This is a genomic window from Caulobacter sp. Root487D2Y (assembly GCF_001427165.1).
Lineage (GTDB): Bacteria > Pseudomonadota > Alphaproteobacteria > Caulobacterales > Caulobacteraceae > Caulobacter.
Window position 1 is genome coordinate 244,831 of sequence record NZ_LMFD01000009.1, and the last position, 23,533, is coordinate 268,363.

At 68.9% G+C, this 23,533-nt stretch carries 20 protein-coding genes; 4 read left to right on the top strand and 16 right to left on the bottom strand.

Annotated elements, in window-relative coordinates:
* Positions 1-197 precede the first annotated feature (197 nt).
* Entirely contained in the window at positions 198-1,268 is a 1,071-nt protein-coding gene (gene recA, locus ASD38_RS08675; protein WP_056441825.1) for a recombinase RecA, read from the bottom strand.
* 274 nt (positions 1,269-1,542) lie between these two features.
* Here recA and ASD38_RS08680 point away from each other — a divergent pair, with 274 nt between their 5' ends.
* Positions 1,543-3,147 carry a sensor domain-containing phosphodiesterase gene (locus tag ASD38_RS08680; protein ID WP_056441829.1) on the top strand — a complete coding sequence of 535 codons (1,605 nt, stop codon included), beginning with the start codon at positions 1,543-1,545 and terminating at the stop codon, positions 3,145-3,147.
* A 134-nt stretch (positions 3,148-3,281) separates the two neighbouring features.
* Here the strand turns inward: ASD38_RS08680 and ASD38_RS08685 are convergent, their stop codons facing one another.
* Positions 3,282-5,120, bottom strand: coding sequence for a DUF885 domain-containing protein (locus ASD38_RS08685; RefSeq protein WP_056441832.1), 1,839 nt, complete (start codon positions 5,118-5,120; stop codon positions 3,282-3,284).
* Positions 5,121-5,261: 141 nt separating this feature from the next.
* Positions 5,262-5,639: a YybH family protein gene (locus ASD38_RS08690; RefSeq protein WP_056459324.1), complete on the bottom strand. Its 378-nt coding sequence runs from the start codon at positions 5,637-5,639 to the stop codon at positions 5,262-5,264.
* An 83-nt stretch (positions 5,640-5,722) separates the two neighbouring features.
* On the opposite strand from ASD38_RS08690, the gene ASD38_RS08695 reads away from it, so the two are divergent.
* Positions 5,723-6,241 carry a GNAT family N-acetyltransferase gene (locus ASD38_RS08695; RefSeq protein ID WP_056459326.1) on the top strand — a complete coding sequence of 173 codons (519 nt, stop codon included), beginning with the start codon at positions 5,723-5,725 and terminating at the stop codon, positions 6,239-6,241.
* A 6-nt stretch (positions 6,242-6,247) separates the two neighbouring features.
* On the opposite strand, the gene ASD38_RS08700 is transcribed toward ASD38_RS08695, so the two are convergent.
* The 3 genes from ASD38_RS08700 to ASD38_RS08710 form a co-directional block, all read right to left on the bottom strand.
* On the bottom strand, positions 6,248-6,661 hold the full coding sequence (locus tag ASD38_RS08700; protein WP_235523801.1) for a hypothetical protein: 414 nt from the start codon (positions 6,659-6,661) through the stop codon (positions 6,248-6,250).
* Positions 6,662-6,782: 121 nt separating this feature from the next.
* The gene (cckA, locus tag ASD38_RS08705; RefSeq protein ID WP_056442431.1) at positions 6,783-8,870 is read right to left on the bottom strand and encodes a cell cycle histidine kinase CckA; all 2,088 of its coding nucleotides are present in this window, start codon (positions 8,868-8,870) and stop codon (positions 6,783-6,785) included.
* Positions 8,871-9,019: 149 nt separating this feature from the next.
* Positions 9,020-9,469 carry a MarR family winged helix-turn-helix transcriptional regulator gene (locus ASD38_RS08710; RefSeq protein ID WP_056459332.1) on the bottom strand — a complete coding sequence of 150 codons (450 nt, stop codon included), beginning with the start codon at positions 9,467-9,469 and terminating at the stop codon, positions 9,020-9,022.
* A gap of 82 nt (positions 9,470-9,551) precedes the next feature.
* Here ASD38_RS08710 and ASD38_RS08715 point away from each other — a divergent pair, with 82 nt between their 5' ends.
* A complete protein-coding gene (locus ASD38_RS08715; protein ID WP_056459333.1) occupies positions 9,552-9,905 on the top strand; it encodes a hypothetical protein in 354 nt (117 codons plus the stop codon).
* A 7-nt stretch (positions 9,906-9,912) separates the two neighbouring features.
* Here ASD38_RS08715 and flhB read toward each other — a convergent pair whose 3' ends face one another.
* The 10 genes from flhB to ASD38_RS08765 form a co-directional block, all read right to left on the bottom strand.
* Positions 9,913-10,995: a flagellar biosynthesis protein FlhB gene (flhB, locus tag ASD38_RS08720; protein WP_056459334.1), complete on the bottom strand. Its 1,083-nt coding sequence runs from the start codon at positions 10,993-10,995 to the stop codon at positions 9,913-9,915.
* 9 nt (positions 10,996-11,004) lie between these two features.
* Positions 11,005-11,760 carry a flagellar biosynthetic protein FliR gene (gene fliR, locus ASD38_RS08725; protein WP_056441852.1) on the bottom strand — a complete coding sequence of 252 codons (756 nt, stop codon included), beginning with the start codon at positions 11,758-11,760 and terminating at the stop codon, positions 11,005-11,007.
* Between the two features lie 11 nt (positions 11,761-11,771).
* On the bottom strand, positions 11,772-12,035 hold the full coding sequence (gene fliQ, locus ASD38_RS08730; protein ID WP_019847901.1) for a flagellar biosynthesis protein FliQ: 264 nt from the start codon (positions 12,033-12,035) through the stop codon (positions 11,772-11,774).
* A gap of 253 nt (positions 12,036-12,288) precedes the next feature.
* Entirely contained in the window at positions 12,289-12,780 is a 492-nt protein-coding gene (locus ASD38_RS08735) for a RidA family protein (RefSeq protein WP_056459335.1), read from the bottom strand.
* Positions 12,781-12,819: 39 nt separating this feature from the next.
* Positions 12,820-13,212, bottom strand: a complete 393-nt coding sequence (locus tag ASD38_RS08740; protein WP_056441858.1) for a c-type cytochrome — start codon at positions 13,210-13,212, stop codon at positions 12,820-12,822.
* A 41-nt stretch (positions 13,213-13,253) separates the two neighbouring features.
* Positions 13,254-14,858: a flavin monoamine oxidase family protein gene (locus ASD38_RS08745; protein ID WP_056441860.1), complete on the bottom strand. Its 1,605-nt coding sequence runs from the start codon at positions 14,856-14,858 to the stop codon at positions 13,254-13,256.
* 266 nt (positions 14,859-15,124) lie between these two features.
* Positions 15,125-17,755: a TonB-dependent receptor plug domain-containing protein gene (locus tag ASD38_RS08750; protein WP_056459336.1), complete on the bottom strand. Its 2,631-nt coding sequence runs from the start codon at positions 17,753-17,755 to the stop codon at positions 15,125-15,127.
* Positions 17,756-18,143: 388 nt separating this feature from the next.
* Positions 18,144-20,708, bottom strand: coding sequence for a family 20 glycosylhydrolase (locus ASD38_RS08755; protein ID WP_056459337.1), 2,565 nt, complete (start codon positions 20,706-20,708; stop codon positions 18,144-18,146).
* A 60-nt stretch (positions 20,709-20,768) separates the two neighbouring features.
* A complete protein-coding gene (phoY, locus tag ASD38_RS08760) occupies positions 20,769-22,466 on the bottom strand; it encodes an alkaline phosphatase PhoY (protein WP_056441869.1) in 1,698 nt (565 codons plus the stop codon).
* 75 nt (positions 22,467-22,541) lie between these two features.
* The gene (locus tag ASD38_RS08765; RefSeq protein ID WP_056441872.1) at positions 22,542-22,904 is read right to left on the bottom strand and encodes a VOC family protein; all 363 of its coding nucleotides are present in this window, start codon (positions 22,902-22,904) and stop codon (positions 22,542-22,544) included.
* Positions 22,905-23,039: 135 nt separating this feature from the next.
* Between ASD38_RS08765 and ASD38_RS08770 the strand changes: the two genes are divergently transcribed.
* Positions 23,040-23,513: an Lrp/AsnC family transcriptional regulator gene (locus ASD38_RS08770; RefSeq protein WP_056441875.1), complete on the top strand. Its 474-nt coding sequence runs from the start codon at positions 23,040-23,042 to the stop codon at positions 23,511-23,513.
* The last annotated feature ends 20 nt before the right edge of the window (positions 23,514-23,533 follow it).

Consider the following 23,533-nt stretch of genomic DNA (forward strand, 5'->3'; position numbering starts at 1 on the left):
CGCCACCTCCCCCTGAGGGGGAGGAGGGGAGGACTAACGAAATCGGACGCCTGGCATGGGGTCCAGGCGTCCGGGGATCGCGGCCGACCGGGCGGTGTGCGCGGCGGGCTATAAGGCGGGGGTCGCCCGCTGCGGGCGGCGGCCGCGAAACCTTCGACCGGTCCAGGCGCCCGAAGGCGGCCTGGACCGGGGAAGTCCTATTCTTCGCCGTCGTCTTCGGGACCGCCGACCAGCAGTTCTTCCTCGATCTTCCGGGAAGACTGGCGCACGGCGATCTCGATCTCGGCGGCCAGGTCCTTATTGGCCTTGAGGAACTCGCGGACGTTATCGCGGCCCTGGCCGATGCGTTGGCTGTTGTACGAGAACCAGGAGCCGGCCTTGTCGATGATCCCGGCCTTGACGCCCAGGTCGATGATCTCGCCCAGCTTGGAGATGCCCTCGCCGTACATGATGTCGAACTCGACCTCGCGGAACGGCGGGGCCACCTTGTTCTTGACCACCTTGACCCGGACGTTGTTGCCGACGATCTCGTCGCGGTTCTTGATCGAACCGGTGCGGCGGATGTCGAGGCGGACCGAGGCGTAGAACTTCAGGGCGTTGCCGCCGGTGGTGGTTTCCGGGCTGCCGTACATCACCCCGATCTTGTGACGGATCTGGTTGATGAAGATGACGATGGTGTTGGCCTTGTTGATCGAGGCGGTCAGCTTGCGCAGGGCCTGGCTCATCAGACGCGCTTGCAGGCCCGGCAGGCTGTCGCCCATCTCGCCTTCGATTTCGGCCTTGGGGGTCAGGGCCGCGACGGAGTCGATGACCACGATGTCGACGGCGCCCGAGCGCACCAGGGTGTCGGTGATCTCCAGGGCCTGTTCGCCGTTGTCGGGCTGCGAGACCAGAAGGTTGTCGAGATTGACGCCCAGCTTGAAGGCGTAGCCCGGATCCAGGGCGTGCTCGGCGTCGACGAACGCGGCGGTGCCGCCGGCCTTCTGGCATTCGGCCACCACGTGCAGGGCCAGGGTCGTCTTGCCCGAGCTTTCCGGACCGTAGATCTCGATCACCCGCCCCTTGGGCAGGCCGCCGATGCCGAGCGCGATGTCCAGGCCGAGCGAGCCGGTGGAGATCGACTCGATCTCGACCTTGCCCTTTTCGCCCAGCTTCATCACCGAGCCCTTGCCGAACGCGCGGTCGATCTGGGCCAGCGCGGCTTCCAGAGCCCGTTGCTTGTCGCCGTCTTCTTTGCCCACGAGTTTCAAAGCCGCCTGATTGCTCATTGGAGAGGTCCGCCCTTATTTCATGATTCCAACAGCCGGATCGGAGGTTCGCGACCGCCGCGCCCACCCGCCTGTGGAATGATTAATGCGTACATGGTTTGTTCTATGTTCGCAACATGTTCTTACTCTAGAGACCGGATACGTCAGAACCGGTCGCATGAAACGCGGCCCATGCGACAATTTCTCCACCCTGAAGGCGACGAGGAGCGCTGGAGCTCAACCCGGCCTTAACGACGCTCCGTCATCCTGCCCCCTCTCCGGGGGACCTTCCGTCTTGTCGATCGATCCGCGCCGCCTTCTGGGCCTGGCCTTCGCCAGCGCCGACCTTCTTCTGGAAGTCGAGAACGGCCGGGTGACGCTGGCGCTGGGCGCCGCGCAGCGGATCATGGGGCAGGACGAGCGAACCCTGACGGGCCGCGCCTGGCGCGACCTGTTCACCACCACCGACCGCCCCCTGATCGACGCCGCGACCAGCGTGATGGACGACGGCCAGAGGCGCGGACCGGTCACCGTCCGCATGGCGGGCGGCGCGCCGCGCCACGTGAGCCTGACCATGCGCGCCCTGCCCGACAACGGCGGCCGGATCTCGGTCTCGGTCACGCCCGCCCCCGCCCCTTCCGGCCAGGTGGACGCCGAAGGCCTGCGCAGCCGGGCGGGCTTCGAGGACATCGCCCGGGGCCTTTTCGAGGCCGCGCGCGTCACCGGCCTGGAGCTGGAGCTGGCCATGGTCGAGTTCCAGGGCCTGGACTCGGTGCGCCAGCAGTTGTCCAAGCCCGAGGCCCACGCCCTGGACCTCAAGCTGGCCGGAGCCGTGCGGGCCGAGTCTCACGGCGGCGGCATGGCCACCCGCCTGTCGCCCGACCGCTTCGCCCTGGTCCGCGCCAAGGTCGACCACCCCGACGACATGGCCCAGCGCCTGACCCGCTCCACCGCCGTGCTGGCCAACGCCCACGTGGCGCCGATCGACGGCGGCGTCGTCCCGACACGCAGCCTCAAGGCCTTGCGCTACGCCCTCGACGATTTCCTGCGCGAAGGCCTGGGGGACACCGCGCCCCTCAACCTGTCCGAGGCTATGAACCGGTCGGTCAAGCGCACCCTGTCGCGGGCCGGCGCCCTGGGCGCGGCGGTCAGCCAACGGCGCTTCACGCTCGCCTACCAGCCGGTGGTCGACCTGAAGAGCGGCCTGGCCCACCACCACGAGGCCCTGGTGCGCTTCGAGGACGGCGGCAGCCCGTTCCAGCTGATCCGCATGGCCGAGGAGTTCGACCTGATCGAGGAGCTGGACCACGCCATCGCCGAGATGGCGGTCAAGCGGCTGGCCGCCGATCGGACCGGCGCGATCAAGCTGGCGATCAATGTCTCGGGCCGCACCATCGTCAACGAGGGCTTCGTCGACCATATCGACCGCCTGCTGGCCAGGACCGACGTCGCCAAGGGGCGGCTGATCTTCGAGATCACCGAGACCAGCGCCATCGACGACCTGCCGCGCGCCAACCAGCACATCCAGGCCCTGCGGGCCCTGGGCTCGCTGGTCTGCCTGGACGACTTCGGGGCCGGGGCCTCGTCGTTCGCCTATCTGCAGGAACTGAACCTGGACATCGTCAAGATCGACGGCCGCTACGTGCGCGAACTGGCGGGAAGCGGCCGCGACGGGGCCATGGTCCGCCGGCTGGTCGAGCTGTGCCGCGACCTGAAGATCCGCACCGTCGCCGAGATGGTCGAGACCGCCGAGGTCGAGGACGTGGTCCGCAGGTCCGGCGTCGACTTCGCCCAGGGCTGGCTGTTCGGCAAGCCGACCGACCAGCCGCAGCCGGCGCTGAAGATCGGCTCCGTGACGCCGGCGCCTCGCCGGGTCGGGGTCTCGGAGGGGTGGGCGTAGATTAGAGTCCTTTCCTCCCCCTTGTGGGGAGGGTGGCGGCGAAGCCGACGGGTAGGGTTTGATGACTCAGCGGACCCCATCCACCAGCTTCGCTGGTCCCCCCTCCCCACAAGGGGGAGGGAAGATATCCGGTCCTACTTCCCCGCCTTGGTCTGGGCGATGTAGTTGTCCACCACCCGATCCAGCACCGTCAGCGGGGTCATGCCCGCCAGCAGGCCGGCGTCGTGGAACTTGCGGATGTCGAACTTCTTGCCCAGCGCCTTCTTGGCCCGCTCGCGGGCGCGCAGCCAGGTGATCTTGCCGACCATGTAGCTGCAGGCCTGGCCCGGCCAGACGACGTAGCGCTCGATCTCGGTGATCGTGCCGCTTTCCTCGTCGCCCATCGTCTCGGCCATGTACTTCACGGCCTGCTCGCGGCTCCATTTCTTGTAGTGCATGCCGCTGTCGACCACGAGGCGGACGGCGCGGAACAGGGCGTCGTGCAGCATGCCGATGTGGCCGAACGGGTCGTCCTTGTAGATGCCCATCTCGACGGCCAGCTGTTCGGTGTAGAGCGCCCAGCCCTCGGAATAGCCCGAATTGCCGATCGTCTTGCGCAGCAGCGGCAAGCCTTGCGCCTCGTTGGACAGCGACAGCTGCAGGTGGTGGCCCGGGACGCCCTCGTGGACGGTCAGGGTGGTGAGCAGGAACTTCGGCTGCTCGGCCGTGTTGCGCAGGTTGATCCAGTAGATGCCCGGGCGCTTTCCATCCAGCGAGGGCGAATTGTAGTAGCCGCCCGGCGCGCCGACCTCGATGGCCTTGGGCACGCGGCGGATCTCCAGCGGAGCCTTGGGCAACTGGCCGAAATAGGCCGGAAGCTGCTTTTCGATCCACTTGGCCTTGGTGTTCAGGTCGGCGATCAGCTGTTCCTTGGCCGCGTCGGTGTCGGCGTAGACCTGGCTGGGATCGGTGGCCAGGGCGCGCATCTTCTCGCCGGCCGTGCCCTTGGTGATCCCGCGGCTCTTGAACAGGGCGTCGATCTCGGCCGAGATCGACTTCACCAGGTCCAGGCCCAGCTGGTGGATCTCATCCGGCGTCATGGTCGAGGTCGTGTAGTTCTTCAGCGACACGGCGTAGTAGTCGCCGCCGTCCTTCAGGCGCCAGACGCCGGCGTCGTGGGTGGCCTTCGGACGGACGCCCTCCAGCAGCGCGATCTGGCGCTTCAGGGCGGGCAGCACCGAGTTCTCGTAGATCCTGCCCGCCTCGCCGGCCCAGTCGCCGGGAATGTTCTTCTCCTTGGTCCGGCGGACCACCGACAGCACCAGCGGCGCCTGGGCCGTCGGGGTGTCGGCGAAGGACTTCATCTGGACCAGGGCCTTGTCGATGACGAAGTCCGGCGGGATCACGCCGTCGGCGTAGTCGCGCGCGGCGATCGCCGACTCCTGGTCCATCAGCCGGGCGAAGGCCTCCATGCGCGACAGATAGGCGTCGGCGTCGGCCTTGGTCTCGATCGAATGCTGGGTGTCGAGGAAGTCGGGATAGGACTGGTACGAGCCCGTCAGCTGGCTGAGCACATAGGGCGCGCCCGAACCGCCGCCGGCGTAGCTGAACTTCGTGTTGCCCTCGTCCTGCACCGCCAGGGTGAACTCGACGGTGTCGTAGTTGACCACGTCCATGCCGCTCAGCGCCTTGCGGTCGATGGCGCGCAGGTCGGCGAGCTGCTGCTTGGTCTGGGCGATCCCGGCGTCGATGGCGGCGAACGAGCGGTCGGTCAGCTGGGCCTTAGTCCAGGCCAGCTCGCCGACGTCCAGGCCCAGGCCGGTGGCCGTCTCGGGCGACTGGCGCAGTTGCTTGGCCATGATGGCGTCGAACAGGGCGTTGAGCTTGGCGCTCTCGCCCGAGGCCGGCGCCGTGTCGGCGAGGGCCAGGCCCGGGGTCGCGGCGGCCAGGCCGACGGCGACGGTGGACAGCAGCATCTGACGGCGGTTTTGCAAGGTGGGGTCCCCTTCCCTCGAATGTTTGACGCAAAGGCGTAGAGGCGCTTTCCCGTCGCGGCAACGGCGCCGGTATTAATTTCCCGTCATCTTGCGGCGGAGCGCACGTTTCGTGCGGCCGGCGGCTCAGCCGCCGATCACTCAGCTGAGCGTCACGAACAGCTCGTTCTCGATCACCCACTGGCCGGTGACCTTGCGCCAGGTCGCCAGATAGGTCCCGCGGGTGTCGGCCGCGCCGCGCGTCGCGCCCACCCAGGTCCCGTGCTCGGCGGCCCGGCCGCCGGCGGCGTCCAGTTCGATGCGCTCGGTCGTGCGGACATAGGCGACGAAGGCCGGGTCGGCGAACTGGCTCGCGAAGGCCTCAAGCACGTCGCGCGCGCCCAGGATCAGCGAACCGTCGCCGACGATCACCTTGATGTCCGGCGCGAAGAACGGGGCCAGGCGGCGGGCGTCCTTGCCGGCGATCAGCTTGTTGGTCAGCTTGCGGCGGGCGGCGATGGCGTCTTGCGGAGTCGTCACTAGATCAAGTCCTAGCGGCGGGCGGCCCTGGCGAACACGGCAAGCCCGTATAGGCTGACCGCCCAGACCCGAACAGGACTTCGATGATTCCGCCCATCCTGACCACCGCCCGCCTGACCTTGAGCCCGCCGCGGGCGTCCGACTTCGAGGACAGCGCCGCGATGTGGAGCGACCCGCTGGTCACCCGCCACATCGGCGGCCGCACCTCGACGCCCGAGGAAAGCTGGCAGCGGCTGCTGCGCGCCCGGGGACTGTGGGCGGTGCTGGGCTACGGCTACTGGGCGGCGCGCGAGACCGCCAGCGGCCGCTATGTCGGCGAGATCGGCTTCGCCGACTTCCATCGCGGCATCGAACCTTCGATCGACGGCGTGCCCGAGATGGGCTGGGCCTTGGCCAGCTGGGCGCACGGCCAGGGCTTCGCCAGCGAGGCGATCGTCGCGGCCCTGGCCTGGGCGCGCGACCAATGGGGCGACGCGCCCATCGTCTGCATCATCGACCCCGACAACGCCCCGTCCCTGAAGCTGGCCCACAAGATCGGCTTCCTGGAGGTGGCGCGCACCACCTACCGCGACGCGCCGACGGTGCTGCTGCAGCGGGGGTGATCCGCGCTAGGGCGCGGCCTGAACCGGAGTCCGCCGCCGCGCCCGCCAAGCGCGCCATGTCCCGAAGCCGACGCAGACCATGATCCCGTAGCTCCAGAGCGCCATGCTCAGCCGGAAGGTGTTGATCGTCACCCGCAAGTCGATCGCCGTGGCCACATGCGAGGCCACGATCATCGTCATGAAGGCGGTGGCGACAAGGGTCCACACTTGGCGAGCCCGCAGCGAGGCCCAGACAAAATAGACCAGTGTGGCGGCGTCCGCGCAGAAGACCCCCAGGCCGGTGTTCACGGCGCTGGCGTTGTCGACCGCCAGCGAAACCAGCCAGTTCGCCAGGAACGCCGCACCGAACCTTCGCGCCGTTTGGTCGCCGTACCCGATGGCGAGGCTGGCGGTCCCCACGGCCAAGCCGAGGGAGATCATCGTATGAAGCTGCAAGCGTCCCCCGAGCGGCGCCATGAATCCCGGGAGACCTTGCCTCAGGCGGCGCGCGGCCGACAGAAACCGCAGGTCCGGTCACCCGACCGCACCCGTTTCACGGCAGCTAGGCCGCCTGCAGCTGCTGTTTGACCCGCTCGGCCAGGGTCTTGATGTCGATCGGCTTGGGCAGGAAAGTCACGCCGGTCTCGCCTTCCAGCAGGTCGCTGAACTCGGCCTCTGCGTAGCCGCTGATGAACATCACCGGGGCGTTGCCCAGATAGGCGCGGGCCTTCTTCAGCAGGGTCGGGCCGTCGATGCCGGGCATGATCACGTCGCTGATCAGCAGGTCGATCGTGCCGGCGTGTTCCTCGGCGATGATCAGGGCCTCCTCGCCGTCGCTGGCCTCCAGCACCTCGTAGCCCCGGGCGCGGAGCAGACGGGCGGCGACGCCGCGCACGGCGTCCTCGTCCTCGACGAACAGGATGCGGCCGGCGCCCGACAGGTCGCGCGGCGGGCGCGGCTTGGCGGTTTCGGCGACCGTCAGGGCGGCCGCGGCGGCGGCCTGCTGGGCGGGGGTGGCCTCGAAGACCGGCAGGAAGATGCGGAAGGCCGCGCCCTCGCCCGGACGGCTGTGGACGTGGATCCAGCCGTCGGACTGCTTGACGATGCCGTAGACGGTGGCCAGGCCCAGGCCCGTGCCCTCGCCCACCGGCTTGGTGGTGAAGAACGGGTCGAAGATCTTGCCCATCACCTCGGGCGGGATGCCGGGGCCGTCGTCGCTGACCTCGATGAAGGCCTGGTCGCCCTCGGCGCCGGGGAAGCCCAGGCTCTGGGCCTCGTCCTGCGTGAGGCGGGCGGTGCGGATGCGCACGACGCCGCCGCCCTTGGCCGCCCGCACCGCGTCGCGGGCGTTGACGGCCAGGTTCATGACGGCGGTCTCGAGCTGGCTCTTGTCGGCCCGCACCTGCGGCAGGTCGCGGCCGTAGTCGGTGATCAGCTTGACGTCTTCACGCAGCAGACGACGCAGCAGGACCTCGAATTCCGAGATCAGCTCGCCCAGCTCCAGCACCTCGCGCTGCACGGTCTGCTTGCGGCTGAAGGCCAGCAGCTTGCGCACCAGGTCGGCGGCGCGCACGCCCGTCTGGCGGATCTCGTTGAGGCCTTCGTAGGACGGGTCGCCCACCGGGTGGCGGTGCAGCAGCTCGTCCAGGCGCAGCTGGATGGCGGTCAGCAGGTTGTTGAAGTCGTGGGCCACGCCGCCGGCCAGCTGGCCGATGGCCTGCATCTTCTGGGCCTGGGCCAGCTGCAGCTCCATCTGCTTCTGCTCGGAGACGTCGATCAGATAGGCCACGAGGCGCCCGTCGGCGCGATAGAGGTAGAGGTGGGCGATGCGGGTCGGGTCGCGGGCCAGGCGCACCTCGAACGGACCGCTCTTGCCCTCGGCCAGCCGGGTGTCGGCCTCGGCGCGCGAAGGCGGGTCGATCAGGGAACCGAAGATCGTGCCGGACGGCACCGCGCCGGTCATGGCGGCCAGGGCCGGATTGGCCTCGAGGATGCGGGAGTTGAACGGGTCCAGGCCGTCCAGCAGGGCCGCGCCGAACGGCGAGGCGCCGGAGAAGGCGTCCAGGGTGCGCGGGGCCGGGACGCTTTGGGCGACGGCGGGGGCCGGCGCGGCGGCGGCGACCGCGACTTCCTTCTCGATCACCACCGGCAGGCGGACCAGCAGACGGCCGCCGCGCAGGCGAGCGGCCTCGGCGCGGCGCTCCTGGCCGGCGATGATCAACGAGCCTTCGGCGCGCTGGCCGTCGCGGGCCTTGACCAGGGCGGCGAACAGGCCGGCCCCGGCCGCGCCCTTGGGCAGGCGGCGGGCGTCGCCCACGGTCTCGACCCAGGCGGCGTTGGCGGCCAGCAGCCGGCCGTCGGCGGCGGTCAGGGCGGCGGGTTCGGACAGGGCATCGACGAAGGCCTCGACGCCCTCCGGCTCGGGATCATTGACCCCGGTCGAGGCGCGGATGGCCACCAGGCCCAGGATCGCCACGCCGGCGACGCCGCCCAGCAGCAACAGGCCCGCCAGGGTGGCGGGTCCGGCCCGCAGGGCGGGCGCGGCGGCGAAGGCGGCGGCCAGGACCAGGAAGATGGCCGCGCCCCAGATCAGCAGGTCCGGACGGCGCTTGACGGCGCCGGCGGAGTCTGTCGCGCCAAAGTCTTTCATGGGCGTCTCGGTCATGGTCGACCGAAATCCTTCTGCAGCCTTGCGGGCATCCAGCCCATCGATTCGCGGGATAGAATACCCTTAACCCGCTCTCGGAGCGCGATCCGTGATCGATTCCTGATTCCGTGACGAGATTGTGGTGCCGCGACCTAGTCCGCGACGTTGACGCGCAGCCGATCCAGCAGGCCGCGCAGCAGATCCACCTCATCGCCGGACAGGTCGCCGCGCAGGCGGGCGTCGAACCGCTCGGCCGTCTGTCGCAGCCGGAGGAACCGCGCCCGGCCCTCGGGAGTCAGAGCCACCTGATGAGCCCGGCGGTCGGCCTTGTCGCGGGTGCGGGTGATCAGGCCCTGCGCTTCCAGGCCGTTGAGGTGATGCGTCAGGGTCGGCCCCTGGACGCCGACGGCCTGGGCCAAGTCCGACTGGGGCTGATGGCCGCCCGGCATCAGCGACCGCAGCACCAGCCAGGTCGACAGGGAACCGCCGGCCTGCGTCATCGCCTCGTCGAACGCCCGGGCCACGGCCTTGGAGACCTGGGACAGGACGAAGCCGATCGGCGGGGCGGAAGGCGGGCCCGAAGGTCGATCCTGGGGATTCATGATTCGATAGATAGACGTCGAATGATTCGATGTCTATGAATATCGCCGCCGCCAGAACGGCGGTCCGCGAAAGGATATCGCCATGAACATCGGCCTGATGCTGCTGCTGTCGCTCCACGTGCTGTCCGCCATCTTCTGGGCGGGCTCGACCTTCGTGCTGGCCCGAACGGGCGGAAGCGGGATCGACGCCCTGCGCCGCCCGCAGTTTGGCGCGGCGGGGGTCGCCATCCTCACCGGCGTTCCCCTGGCCGCGATCCTGCACGGCGGAAACCTCGGCCGGCAGGAGCAGGTGCTGATGGTCGCGGTCATCGCCGCCGTGACCGCCCTGGTCGTCCAGATCCTGGACCGCGCCAACCCCGCCCGCAGCCAGCGCATCGCCGGCGGCCTGCTGGTGGTCACCGTGCTCGGCATGGTCATCGCCCGCTACGTGGCGTGAGCGGCCCTCAGTCCGCCCAGCTGCGCTTCTTGGCCTGCTTGTTGCTCATCACGAAGCCGATGACCTTGGCCACGGCCTCGAAGTGCTCGGCCGGGATCTGCTCGTCGACGTCCATGGCGGCGTAGAGGGCGCGGGCCAGGGGCGGGTCCTCCAGCACGTAGACGCCGTGCTCCTCGGCCACGGCGCGGATCTTCAAGGCCAGGTCGTCGACGCCCTTGGCCACGCAGATCGGCGCGGCGGTCTCGCCCTGCTCGTACTTCAGCGCCACGGCGTAGTGGGTCGGGTTCATGACGACGACGGTCGCCTTGGGCACGGCCTGCATCATCCGCTGGCGCGAGCGCTGCATGCGCAGCTGCTTCTGCTTGCCCTTGATGTGCGGGTCGCCCTCGGACTGCTTCATCTCGTCCTTGACGTCCTGCAGGCTCATCCGCATGCGCTTGTTGAAGCGGATGCGCTGCCAGAACCAGTCGAAGCCGGCGGTGGCGATCAGGAAGATCAGCACCATCCAGAACAGCTTCATGCACAGCTTCAGCGACATCGGGATGATCGCCCCCACGTCCATGCCCACCAGGGTGGTGATCTGAGCCGCGTCCGGCTTGATCACGAACCAGGCGATGATGCCGGTGACGATGAACTTCAGGGCCGACTTGGCGAACTGCACGAAGCCGTCGGGACCGAAGATCCGCTTCAACCCCTTGATGATGTCCAGCTTCTGCAGGTCGGGCTTGATCTTGTCGGCCGAGAGGATGAAGCCCGACTGGGCCACATTGGCCGCCGCGCCCAGCAGGCCCGACACCACCATCACCAGGATAACCGCCGGCAGGGCGGCCATGACCGCGGTCTTGGCGATGGCCCGGATGCCGCCCTCGACGTCCATCGTGCCGGCGTGGGCCAGGAACGGGGTCAGGGAATTGACCAGGTCGCGGGTCAGCCAGCCGCCGGCGATGACCACGACGCCGAACGCGCCCGAAAGCGAGGCCAGCTGCGAGATGTCGGCGGATTTCGGGACGTCGCCCTTGGCGCGCGCGTCCGACAGCTTCTTGGCTGTTGGCTCTTCTGTTTTTGACGCGTCGTCCTGCTCGTCGGCCATGGCGTCCCCCTAGTTGAACACGGCCAGGAGTTCCCGATAGCGATCGGTCCACACCATGGCGATGCCGCCGAGCGAGAGGCCCAGCAGGGAGAGGCCCAGGATCACGCTGAGCGGCGAGGTGACGAAGAAGATCTGGAACGACGGCATCACCCGGCCGACCAGGCCGGTCGCCAGGTTGAAGACGATCGAGAACACCAGCACCGGCGCCGACAGCTGCAGGCCCAGCTTGAACGAGTCGGCCACGGTGCGCACGGCCAGGGCGGCGGCGTCGCCCACCGGCACGGCGCGGCTGAACGGGAACAGGTCGTACGACTTGACCATCGCCCCGATGAACAGGTGATGCAGGTCGGTGACCATGATCAGGGTCAGGCCCAGCATCGACAGAAAGGTGGCCACCGACGTGCTGCTAGGCGCGCCGGCCGGGTTGGTGGTCTGGGCGAAGGACAGGGTGGTCTGGATCGAGATGATCTCGCCGGCCGTGGCCAGCGAGGTGACGAACAGCTTCAGCACCGCGCCGATCATCAGTCCAACCAGCACCTCGTGCAGCACCGCCCCGCCGACGGCGCCGACGCTGCTGGGCACCGTGACGATCGACTTGGAGACCAGGGGCGCCAGCAGCATGGCCATCAGCACGGCGAACGACAGCCGGATGCGCGGCGGCACGACGCTCTCGCCGATGCCGGGCATCAGCATGACCATCGCGCCGATGCGGGCGAAGACCAGACCGCCGGTGTAGACCTGCAGGACGGTGGCGTAGCTGTCCAAGCCCCCTGCCCCTACATTCCCGCGATCTTGGCGGCGATCTCTTTCATGAAGCCGGACATCAGCGCCCCCATCAGCGGCAGGAACAGCAGCAGCGAGATGAAGATCGCCACGATCTTGGGCGCGTAGACCAGGGTGGCTTCCTGGATCTGGGTCAAGGCCTGGAACAGGCCGATGGCCACGCCGACCACCAGGCCGACGATCAGGATCGGCGCGCAAAGCTGCAGGGTCAGCCAGATCGCGTCGCGGCCGACATCCAGGACTTCGGCTCCGCTCATCGGATGGCCTCTAACAGGTACGCGCGCACGCGGGGAACTGACGGTGACTCGCACCATCGCCCGTCATGGTTAACAGCCAGTTAGGGAGGATTAACAGAGGGCAGTTTCGCGCGTGGCGAAACGTCGCCTTCTTCCCCTCCGGGAGAGGAGCGCCGAAGGCGCGGAGGGGGCAAGTGTTCGCCCGCGGTGCGGTTCGCCGCCTGCCCCCACCTGGCGACTGCGTCGCCTGTCCGCCCCCATAGGGGGCGGAGGCCTACTTCGGCTTCCGCGCCGCCTGGACCTCGATCTCGACCAGCATGCCCGGCTGGACCAGCGAGGTGATCTGGCTGGTGATCCGCGAGGGCTTGTTGGGCTGTTCGGCGGTGCCGAAGAAGGTCTTGTAGCTCTCCATCATGCCCGCGAAGTCCATCTTGCCGCCCTTGGCCGGGTCGCCGACCAGCAGGACGCGCATCATCACGACGTCGCCCATGGTCGCGCCCTGGGTCTTCAGCGCCTCCTGGATGCGGGTCAGCACGCCCATCGTCTGGGTCTTGGTGTCGCCGAAGGTGGCGGTCAGGGCCGGGTCGCCCTTGGGGTCGAGCATCGGCGGGGTCATGCCGCTGACATAGATGGTGTCGTAGCCGGCCGGCACGGTGACCACGCTGGCGATCGGCGAGGTCGGCGCGCCGCCCCGGACGATCTCCTGGGCGTTGGCGGCGCCGGCCGCAGCGAGGGCGATGGCGGCGGCGAGGATCAGGCGCTTCATGGTCGTCTCCTTGAGTGGTCGTTGTTGCGAACCGGCGAACTAGTGCGCCTGCAGGCTGGCCGGCTTCTTGGCCGTCTTGAGCTTGGCGCGGGCGGCGGCGAGGTCGGCGGCCGTCACCGGCTTGCCCTTGTTGCCCCAGGAGGTGCGGACATAGGTCAGGATCGCCGACAGGTCGGCGTCGTTGAGGTCGTCCTTGAACGCCGGCATGCCGGCCCGGCCCGCCAGCACGGTCGCCATCATCGGGGCCGGATCGCCCTGGACGAAGGGATCGCCGGCCAGGGCCGGGAACGCGCCCTTGACGCCCTTGCCCGTCGTCTGATGGCAAGCCGAGCAGTTGTCGTTGAACAGCGCCTGCGGCGTGGCGGCCAAAGCCGTCGACGCGGCGGCGGAAGCGGCCAACAGGCCGCAGAGGAACGCGAGCGAACGATTCATGGAAACTCCCCGAGGAACCTTGAGCCAGGCATAGCGCGACTTCACGCCTGGAGCACGCGGGCGTGCAGCTTGCCGATCTGCTGCCAGGCCGACTCGATGGCGCCGGCCTGCCAGCCGCCCAGATAGGTCAGGTGCTCGCCGGCCAGGTAGACGCGGCCGTCGGGCTCGCACAGCACCGGATAGGAGGCCTTGCGCCCCTCCTCGCCCCACTCGGCCCAGCCGCCCAGATTGAACTGCGCCAGGTGCCAGCTGAACGAGAAGGCGTTCTCGAAGTTCTCGGCGTATTCGGGGAACACCTTCTGGCCGGCGGCCACGGCGAACGCCGCGCGGTCGGCCGGGCTCTTGGCGCTGATCTTGGCCGCCTCGCCGCCGAACGCGTAGTAGCCCAGCAGCACGCCCTTCTGGCCCTGCCAGCCGGTGGACGGCAGGGTGATCGTGCCGATGCCCGGCATGTCGTTGTAGATGTGGCCGCCGTAGATGTGGTGGTTCTCTTCCCAGAACCGGGTCTTCATCTGCAGGCCGATCTTGTTGACCGGCGCATAGGCCACGCCCGACATCGCCGCCTTGAACGGCTTGGAGAAGTCGGCGTCGACATTCTTCAGCACGCTGAGCGGGATGGTGCAGACGCAGTAGTCTGCGGTGATGGTGTCCCGCTCGCCGAACTTGTCGGTGTAGGTGACGGTCACGCCCTTGGCGCCCTGCTTGATCTTCTCGACCACGCACGAGTAGCGGATCATCGAGCCGACGCGCTTTTCGAAGCCCTTGGCGATCTGGTCCATGCCGCCGATCGGCTGCAGCATCGTGCGCTGCTGCTCGTAGCCGGACACCGAACTGAGCACCCGCCAGGCGTTCGAATGCAGCACGTCCGACAGGCTGTAGGGCGTCGAGGGCTTGCCGGGGCCCGGCTCCACCCCCGCGCCGGGATGGACGTCGAAGCCCCGCCCTTCGGTGCCGGTATAGGCCAGATCCGTCGGCGACAGGCGCCCCTCGGCGATCATGTAGGCCACGAACAGGTCGCGGTCCTCGGCCGTCAGCGGCGCGTCGAGCTGGCCCTTGGAGGCGGCCTTGGCGATCATCTCGGCGGCGTAGCCGCGGGCGTCGGCGGCGATCTGGCCCTTGCGGATCGGCCTGCCGGCCAGTGGGCCGCCGCCCTTCTCGAAATAGACATAGGCCGCGTCGTTGTCGTTGACGAAGCTCTCCAGCGGCACCCCGAACAGCTTGGTGTAGTGCAGGGTCGAACGGTGGTGATACGGGATCCGCCACGGGCCGTGGTTGATGTAGAGCCCCTCGTCGAACTCGCAGGTCTGGGCGTTGCCGTTCAGGTCGGTGTGCTGGAAGCCCTTGCGGGCCGTCTGGCAGCGGCCGCCGGCGAACGACCGCGCCTCGATGATCTGCACCTGGTAGCCGGCCTTGGTCAGCTCGTAGGCGGCGGTCATGCCGGCCAGACCCGCGCCCAGCACCACGACCTTGGTCCCCTTGGGATCGCCTTCCAGCTTGGGCGGCGCGGTCTGGGCCGAGGCGAAACCGAAGCCCAGGGCGTCCATGCCGGCCATGGCCAGGGACACCCCGCCAAACGCCGCGAGGCCTTCGAAAAACCGCCGCCGCGTCAGCACCTCGCCCGCCCCGTTCAGGGACGGCGCCGCCATCGATCGATCACTCATACGAACCCCGACTTTCCGCTGTCGACAGTCGCCGGTGAGCCGGCCCGTCAGCCTGCTCATCTCGAAACTTGCGCCCTTCTCGAGCAATGCGAAACCCGTGCGATCGCGAGTAAAACCCCTGTATGCCGCAGGGCTGGGCGCCTGCCGTCTCGCCTGTGCGAACAGCGGGCGAAGTGAAATTTCAGCGCGCCGCCGCAACGCAAGAAAGCCGGGCGCGAGGCCCGGCTTTCCGCTGATGATCGGCGGTGTTCCTAGAAGGCGGCCGAGGCCTTGAGGTACCAGAAGCCCCCCTGCCAATCGACGATCGAGTCCGAACGGTAGATCCGGCCGTTGGTGGCCGACTCGCCGGTCAGGTCGGGCGCCGGGTAGTTGGCGAACAGGTTCCGGGCCCCCAGCGAGACGGTGTAGGTGTCGGTCGCGTGGTAGGACAGCTCCAGATCGACGAACGCCTCGGTGTCGAACTTCTGGATCACCGGATTGCCGACGCTGAACATGTTCTTGTACGGCCCCCAGATGTTCAGGCGGCCGATGGCCTGGAACTTGCCGACCTCGTGGTTGGCCGACAGGACCGCGCGCCAGGCCGGCGCGGCGTGCTTGAAGTCGTAGACGCCTTCGCCGTCGAAGAACTGGTTGGAGAACACCTTGTCGATGACGAACTTGTTCACGTTGCCGCTGGCGGTGAACGCGGTCGACTGGCCGTTTTCCCAGTCGACCTTGTAGGTCGCCACCACGTCGACGCCCCACGTCGTGGAGTCGAACGCGTTCTGGTAGAACTGCACCTGGCCGATGGTGGCCGCGCCGGGCACGTTGGCGGCGACCAGGGCCGCGCGGATGGTCGGCGTCACCGTGATCGGCGTGGTCGCGTAGAACTGGTCGTCGATCTGGATCTCATAGGCGTCGACCGTCAGGCTCAGGCCGCTCATCGGCGTGGCGGTGAAGCCCAGGGCGATGTTCAGCGACTTTTCGGGCTTCAGCTCCTTGGCGCCCATGTACTGGGCCACCGGGTTGGTGGCCGGGAACAGGCCCGAGGCGATGATCGCGCCGTTCTCGACCCGGGTCGAGACGTTGGTCGTGAACAGCTGGCCCGGGGTCGGCGCCCGGAAGCCGGTGCCGATCGAACCCCGGATCCCGAACGCGTCGCTGACCTGGTACTGGGTCGCGATCTTGCCGTTCACCGTGCCGCCGAAGTCGGAGAAGTGCTCGCCGCGCAGGGCCAGGTCGAGGAACCAGGCCTCGGTGATGTTGGCCGAGGTTTCGACGTAGCCGGCGTAGGAGTCGCGGGTCAGCTTGCCCGAATAGTCGGGCGGCGAGCCGGGGGCGCCGTTCGAGCCGACGGCCAGGGCGTTGTAGACCGGATCGATGCCGGCGAAGCCGTCCGTGGCGTCGGACTTGTAGTTGGCGCAGTTCAGGCCGGCCGTGATCGGCAGGGCCGCGCCGGCGGCGGTCGGCGTATGGGTGACGGCGCTGCAGAAACCGAACGGATCGGGCACGGCCCAGGTCCCCGCCTTGTAGGACGGCACGTCACCGGCCTCGATCTCGTAGCCTTCCTTGCGGTACTCGGCGCCGAAGTTGACCGTCACCGGGGTGGCGAAGCCGCCCACGGCCCAGTCATAGGCGAAGTCGGCGTTGGCGGCCGATTCCGTCGAGATCAGCGAGCCGACATAGAACGACTGCGGCGAGTCCGGCCCCATCGACGGGTTCACCGTGTCCCACAGGGTGTAGGACAGCTTGTCGTTCCCGTAGCGGCCGCTGATGTCATAGGTCAGGCCGTTGGAGAACTTTCCCTTCAGGCCGCCGGCCAGGCTGTAGTCGGTGATGTCGCCCCCGAACATCGGCGTGAAGCCGGCCGGGAAGATCGAGCTGAACTGGAACAGGCTGCCGTCGGACTTGCGGATCGGCGTGGCGTTGACCGCGTTGCTGACCGGCGGGCGATAGTTGAAGTACTCGGTGGCGCTGCTCTTGGAATAGTTGGCGAAGGCGTAGACCGACACGGCTTCGGAGAATTCGTAGCCGGTGTTCAGGACGCCGCGTGTCGCCTCGGCGTCGGGCTGGCCCCACTTCTGGACATAGTCGTGGATCAGGGCGCCGTAGGCCGGATTGGCCGCGGCGTAGTCGGCGACGCAGAAGCCAGCCGACTGGTTGGGAATGCCCTTGTTGCAGTACTGCTTGCCGCGATTGACCTGGTTCTGGCTGGTGTATTCGAAGGTGCCGTTGACGAAGCCCTTGTCGCCGATCGGCAGGCCCAGGTTGCCGGTGACCAGCACGTCCTCGCCGTCGCCCAGATAGTACTGGCCGTATTGGGCGGTCAGCGAGCCGCCGCTGGGGCTGTCCTTGAGCTGGAAGTCGATGACGCCGGCGATGGCGTCCGAGCCGTATTGGGCGCCGGCGCCATCGCGGGTGACCACGACGTTCTTCAGGGCCGAGGCCGGGATCGTCGCCGCGTCGGGCGCCTGGGCGCCGGTGCCGCCGATGCTGACCAGGGCCGAGCGGTGACGCCGCTTGCCGTTGACCATGAACAGGGTCTTATCGGTGGGCAGGCCGCGCAACGAGGCGGGGCGGATGAAGGTCGCGCCGTCCGAGATCGGCTCGCGGGCCAGGGTGTAGGACGGGACCAGGGTCTTGAGGATGTCGTTGGTGTCGGTGAAGGTCGAGGCCTTCAGATCGGCTTCGCTGAACGAGTCGACCGGGACCGCCGAGTCCAGCACCGTGCGGGGCTTGCCGCGCGCCGTCACGATCAGCGTGTCGAGCTCCGCGGCCGCATCGGGCGGTGTAGCGGGCGCCACGGCGGGCGCGTCAGCGGCGTAGGCATTCGAACCACACGCCAAGAACAAGCTGACGGTCGAAATTCCTGCAAGCAAGAGATTCCGCGAGCGATTATTCATATGTACCCCCTCGAGGCGCTTAATGCGCGCGTTTGTTTCTCCTCCGTGACGTTTCCCGGGTACGCGTGTTCTTGTTGTGAGACTCGAATACAGACTCAACTCACGACGATTGCCGCAATTGGAACAGTTCGTCAGACCTGAAATTTCTGCAATAGCCGCGACCGTCACAGGATCGTAACGGGGGGCTTCAGGGCTTCGGCTGCCCCATTGCACGGCGCCCGCCATGCTTTTTGTGCAGCGCCGTGATCATCATTGCGGCGCCGCAACGACCGCGGAGCCGCGCGCGGGGCTCGCCGACCGTCTCAGGGAAAACCGGGATCGATCGTGGACGAGGTCATAGTCCGAGGTCCGGATTCGACCCGATGCTTCGCCGCCGGATTCGCGCCGGCTACGGAACGACGAGGCTGCGCCCCGCCCGCTTGCCGTCGGCCGAGCGAGCCCGCACCTCGACCCGACCCGCGACGGGCGCGCCCTCGACATAGGGCCGCCAGGGCCCGCCCTCGACGCGATATTCGATCGGCAGGCCCGGGAGCTCGACATTGGCCTTCAGCCGCCCGTCCTCGACCACCGCCCCCGCCATGGGGATGCGATAGGCGACGCCGGCGGCGTCCAGCCGGCCCAGTTCGCGCTGGCCCAGCAGGTTGGCGAAGGCGGTCCAGTCGGCGTCGCGCCGGGCCCGCATCTGGGCGGTGAAGGCGCCGGTCGTGGGATCGTAGGCCTTGCCCGGCGTGTAGGGCGTCTCCCAGTTCGCGCCATGCCAGGCCCGTTCGGCCAGGGCCAGCATTCGCGGGTACAGCATATAGTCGACCTGGGCGTCCGAGCGGATCGTCTCGCTCCACAGCTGGCCCTGCAGGCCGTTGAAGCGCACGCCCGGCTCCAGCGGATGGTCGTCCTTCGAGGCCTGAGGCCTGCCGTGCAGGTCGGTCCACAGCTCGGCGTGGGCCGGCAGGTTCTCGGGCATGAAGTCGAACACCTTGCGGGTGTCGGTGGCGCGCGAGGGCCAGTCGTAGCCGCGCTCCTTGGGGTCGGCGGCCTGGGGGCTGTCGAAATAGAGGACCTCGGGCGTGGAGATCACCACCTCCCAGCCCTGGTTGGCCTGGACATGGGCGCTGGCGGGCCCCTCGCCGGCCAGGGCGCCCCAGTTGTTGGAGTGGACCTTGGCGGGCATCCGGTCGGCCTCGGCGTGGCCCATGCCGTCGCTCCAGCCGGCCACGACCACGCCCCTTTCCGCCAGCAGGGCCGAGACCTTCTCGACGAAGTGGCCGCCCAGGTCGGCCGGCTTGATCCCGGTCCTGGCCTCGTAGGCGGCGCAGGCCGGCGAGGCGCTCCAGGCGCCGGGCGTCTCGTCGGCGCCGATGTGGTAGCGGGTCAGCGGCTGGCCGGCGGCGGCGTGCAGGACGGCCATCTCGTCCTCCACCTTGCCGAGGAAGGCGTAGGCGCTGTCCAGGCACACATTGATGGTGTTGTCGTCGTAGTGCTGGATGCTGCTGTAGACCGAAGCGTTCTCGGCCTCGCTCAGCAGATAGCGGCCGGCCTCGGCGTCCGGTTTCCCCTCGGCGCGCAGGCGGGCGGCGCGGGCCTCCATCGCCTTGATCGCCGCCCGCGAATGGCCGGGCATGTCGAAGGACGGGATCACCTGGATGTGGCGGGCCTGGGCGGCGCGGACGATCTCGATGTAGTCGGCGCGGGAATAGAAGCCGTTGACCGGTGTCGACGGGTCCGGACCGGCGCCCAGCTGCGGCAGCAGGCAGGTTCGCTCGGTCAGGTCATGGCAGCGGCGCGACCCGATCAGCGTCAACTCCGGCAGGCCGGCGATCTCGACCCGCCAGCCCTCGTCGTCGGCCAGATGCAGGTGCAGGCGATTCAGCTTGTAGGCCGCCATCTGGTCGAGGATGGCCAGGATCTCGGCCTTGGAGTGGAAGTTGCGGGCCACATCGACATGCAGGCCGCGAAAGTCGAAGCGCGGAGCATCGTCGATGGTCAGGCGCGGGACCGTGCGTCGAGCGTCGACCAACTGGGCCAGCGACGCCAGGCCGTTGGCCGCGCCTTCGGGATCGGAGGCGACGAGCTCGATGGCGCCGGCCTCGATCGTCAGCCGATAGCCGCCGAGCGCCAGCTTCTCGGCGGGGGCCAGCCTGATCCGCAGCGGCGCGCCGCCCGACGCCTCGGCCGCCCCGGCCTTGGCCAGACGCGCCAGCGCGGCCGCCAGGGCGGCGCGCGGGAGGCCGCTGACGGACACCTTCACCCCGCGCGACAGATCCAGCTCGCCGCCGCGTGGATCCAGCCGGGTGCGGAGCGGCGTGGGCAGGACGGCGGCGCGCGGGACCGGCTGGACGCCGGCCCCGGCGGCGGCGTTGACGGCCCAGATCCGCGGCGAGGTGGCCCACACCGTCGTGTCGGCGGCCGAACCGCCGGCCAGCCGGGCTTCGTCGGTGAACGGCGTGACGAAGGGCAGGCTCTCCAGCCCGGTCTCGGGATCGACCACCGGCCGGGTGCTGGCGACCGTGCGCGCCGCCAGGCCCTCGGCCGCCACATAGTGGTTGGGCATCGGATAGAGTTCGGACAGCTGGTGGCCCGCCAGCTTCAGGGGGACGCGGATCGGCCGTCCGGGCGCCAGGCCGACGAAGGCCGCCGTCGGCGTCAGGCGGTAGAGGTCGCCGTTGATGTGGCTGAGAACGAAGGCGTCGCCGCCGGCCTGCAGGATCGGGGTGACGCTGCTGAAATACAGCGACCAGCCGGCGGCCGGGGCTTCGGGCGCGGCCAGGGTCAGCTCGGCCAGATGGCACGACGGGGCCGGCGCGCAGAGGGCGGGACCAGGGCGGTTGTCCAGGACCTGGTAGCGGACGTCCAGCGTGGCGGCTAAACGGTCGAGCTGGGCCTGGGTCGGCTGGGCGTGGGCGGCGGTGCTCAGTGACGCCAGGGCGGAAGCCAGCGCGATCAGCCGTCGTGACATGGAGCCTCCCAGGATTCGCCAGAGCCTAACCCCGTGAGGAGCGGGTGAGCGAGTCCCAGACTAGCAGCCAGGCCCCGCCCCCAGCGGCAGGCATCGTCCGTCGACGTCGGCCGGGGCCGGCACGCCGGTGACCGCCGCCAGCGTCGGGGCGATGTCGACCGTCTCGATCGGCAGCACCCGTTCGCGCGCCGGGCCGCCCTTCCACCAGAACAGGATCGGCACCCGGCGGTCGTAGTCCCAGGGGCTGCCGTGGCTGGCCACATAGGTCGCGCCCGCCGCCGCCAAGGTCTGGTAAGGCTTGAAGGCCACCAGGATGTCGCCCACCCGGCCGGGATAGGCGCTGCGGCGCATGCGCTCGGCGACGCTGATCTCGTCCGGCGGCGTTCCCTTGGGCGGGGCGGCGGCGGTCAACAGGGTGTTGGCGTCGTAGGCCTCGTAGACCTCCGGGCGCTTGGCCAGGATCGCCAGCGCCGCGGCGACCACGCGGGCCCGGTCCAGCGCCGTCGGCGTCTTGCCGTCGGCCCCGACCACGTACAGCGACTCGATGCCGCCGGCCTGAACCAGCGGGTCGTAGTCGAGCTTCAGTTCGTCGCGGACCTGAGCGTTCAGCGCCTTCATCCACGGGATCGACGGCACGCGGCCGGCGTCGTAGCCCTGCTGGGCCAGCCGCTCAGGGAAGTCCGAACCGCCGTGGTCGGCGGCCAGCACGACCAGGACCTGGCCCTTGACCTTGCCCAGGCCGTCGAGGAACGCGCCCAGCCGGTCGTCCAGACGCAGCAGGTGGTCGCACATCTCCGGTCCCTTGGCGCCGTAGCGGTGGCCGATGAAGTCGGTGGCCGACAGGCTGATCGTCAGCACGTCGGTGGCCTCGCCGTCGCCCAGCTTGAATTCTTCGCGCAGGGCCTGGGCGGCCTCCAGGGTCACGCGGTCGGTATAGGGGCTGATCGACAGGTCGTTGGTGACGCCCGCCTCGTCCGTGGCGGCCGGTCGAGGCAGGGCCGCGCGCCAGGCCCGTCCGCCGGTGACGTAGTCGCTCTCCAGCGCCTTGCAGCGCTTGTCGGCATAGGTCCAGACGAACGGCTTCTTCTTCTGGTCGGCGACGAGTTTGGCGTTGAACGCCGCCACCGGCGCCAGCCGCGCCTTGGCGTCCTGGCCCGGTTCCACCCAGGTGGTCATGCCGAACCGCGTCTCCAGCCAGAACACGCCGTCGGCCTGGTGGCCGGCCATGTTGATCGCGCCGCGGTCCTTGCCCGACACCGCATAGACCTTGCTGGCCGGCGACACCGCCTTGAGCCAGTCGCCATAGGTGGTGGCCATCAGCAGCTTGGGGCTGACCAGGCGGCCGCCGCCCGACGGATCGTTGGCCAGGGTCACCGACGGGTCGTCCAGGCAGTAGGTCTTCTTGCCCGTCGCCAGGTCGTAGAAGTCGTTGGCGACGACGCCGGTCTTGTTGGGATACTTGCCGGTCAGCAGGGTCGAGTGGCCCGGGCAGGTCTCGGTCATGCCGTGCGACTGGTAGCCGCTGGGATAGACCGTCCCCTGCCGCGCCAGCCGGCCCAGCCCACCGTGGAAGTCGGCGCGGTATTGCTCGAACAGGCTGGCGCTGAACTGGTCGATCGAGATCACCACCACCAGCTTCGGCTTGGGCGCCGCGACCGGCGCGGCAAGGGCCGGCGCGAGCGGGGCGGCCAGGAGAGCGGCGGTCAGGGCCGCCAGGGCGGCGGCTTTGCGGGCGACGGTTTTGGGCAGGCTGAACATCCGCGCCAACAAGCATCGTCACAAAACCGTCGCAAGCCGGAACTGACCCTCGCCGGGCGTTTTCGTCCGCCCCGCCTAGACGGGGACGTGGCTGACGAACTCGATCAGCCGGCCGTCCGGATCGTGGGCGAAGCCGGCATAGTAGTGCGGATGGATCTGCGGCAGCACGGCCGGGGCGCGCTCCTGGACGCCGCCGTTTTCGCCGGACCGGCCGTAGGCGCGGTCGACGGCGGCGCGGTCGGCGGCGAGGAAGGCGTAGTGCACGTCCAGCGACGGCTCGCCCTCGACGATCCAGAAGTCGAGCCGGCCGCCGTTCGAGCCGAAGCCCTTCTTGGGACCGTCCACGACCAGGCGATAGCCGGTGGGCTCCAGGACCTGCTGGTAGAAGGCGACGCAGTCGTCCAGGCGGCGGGTGCGGATTTCGAGGTGATCGAGCAAGGGAGCGACCTTTCAGGGGAGTGAAACGACGCCGTGACGTGTAGCCGCGCCAACGCGGCGTTTGGCGGCGAAGACGGCCGGCGAAACGCGGAAATTCGGCGTTCTCGCGCGTTGTTTTCGCATAGGCTGGCGACCATGAAACTCGACCGCTTCGATCGCCAGCTTCTGAACCTGGTCCAGGAGGACGCGGGCCGGACGTCGGAAGACCTGGCCCAGCGGGTGGCCCTGTCGCCCTCGGCCGTGCAGCGCCGCCTGCGCAAGCTGAAGGAGTCCGGCGTCATCGTCCGCCAGACCGCCATCCTCGAACCGCGCAAGGTGGGACGGCCGACCTTCTTCATCGTCTCGCTGGAGGTCGAGCGCGACCGGCCCGAACTGCTGACCCAGCTGCGGACCTGGCTGGCGGGCCAGGAGCACGTGCAGCAGGCCTTCTACGTGACCGGCGAGGCCGACTTCATTCTGGTGGTCACCGCGCCGGACACCGAGACCTACGACGCCCTGATGGCCCGCCTGACCATCGAGAACCCCAACGTCCGCAAGTTCACCACCAACGTGGCGTTGGGCGTGGTCAAGCGCGGGCTGACGATCCCGGTTTCGCTGGACGAGGATTGAGGCATTCCAAAAATCCGCGG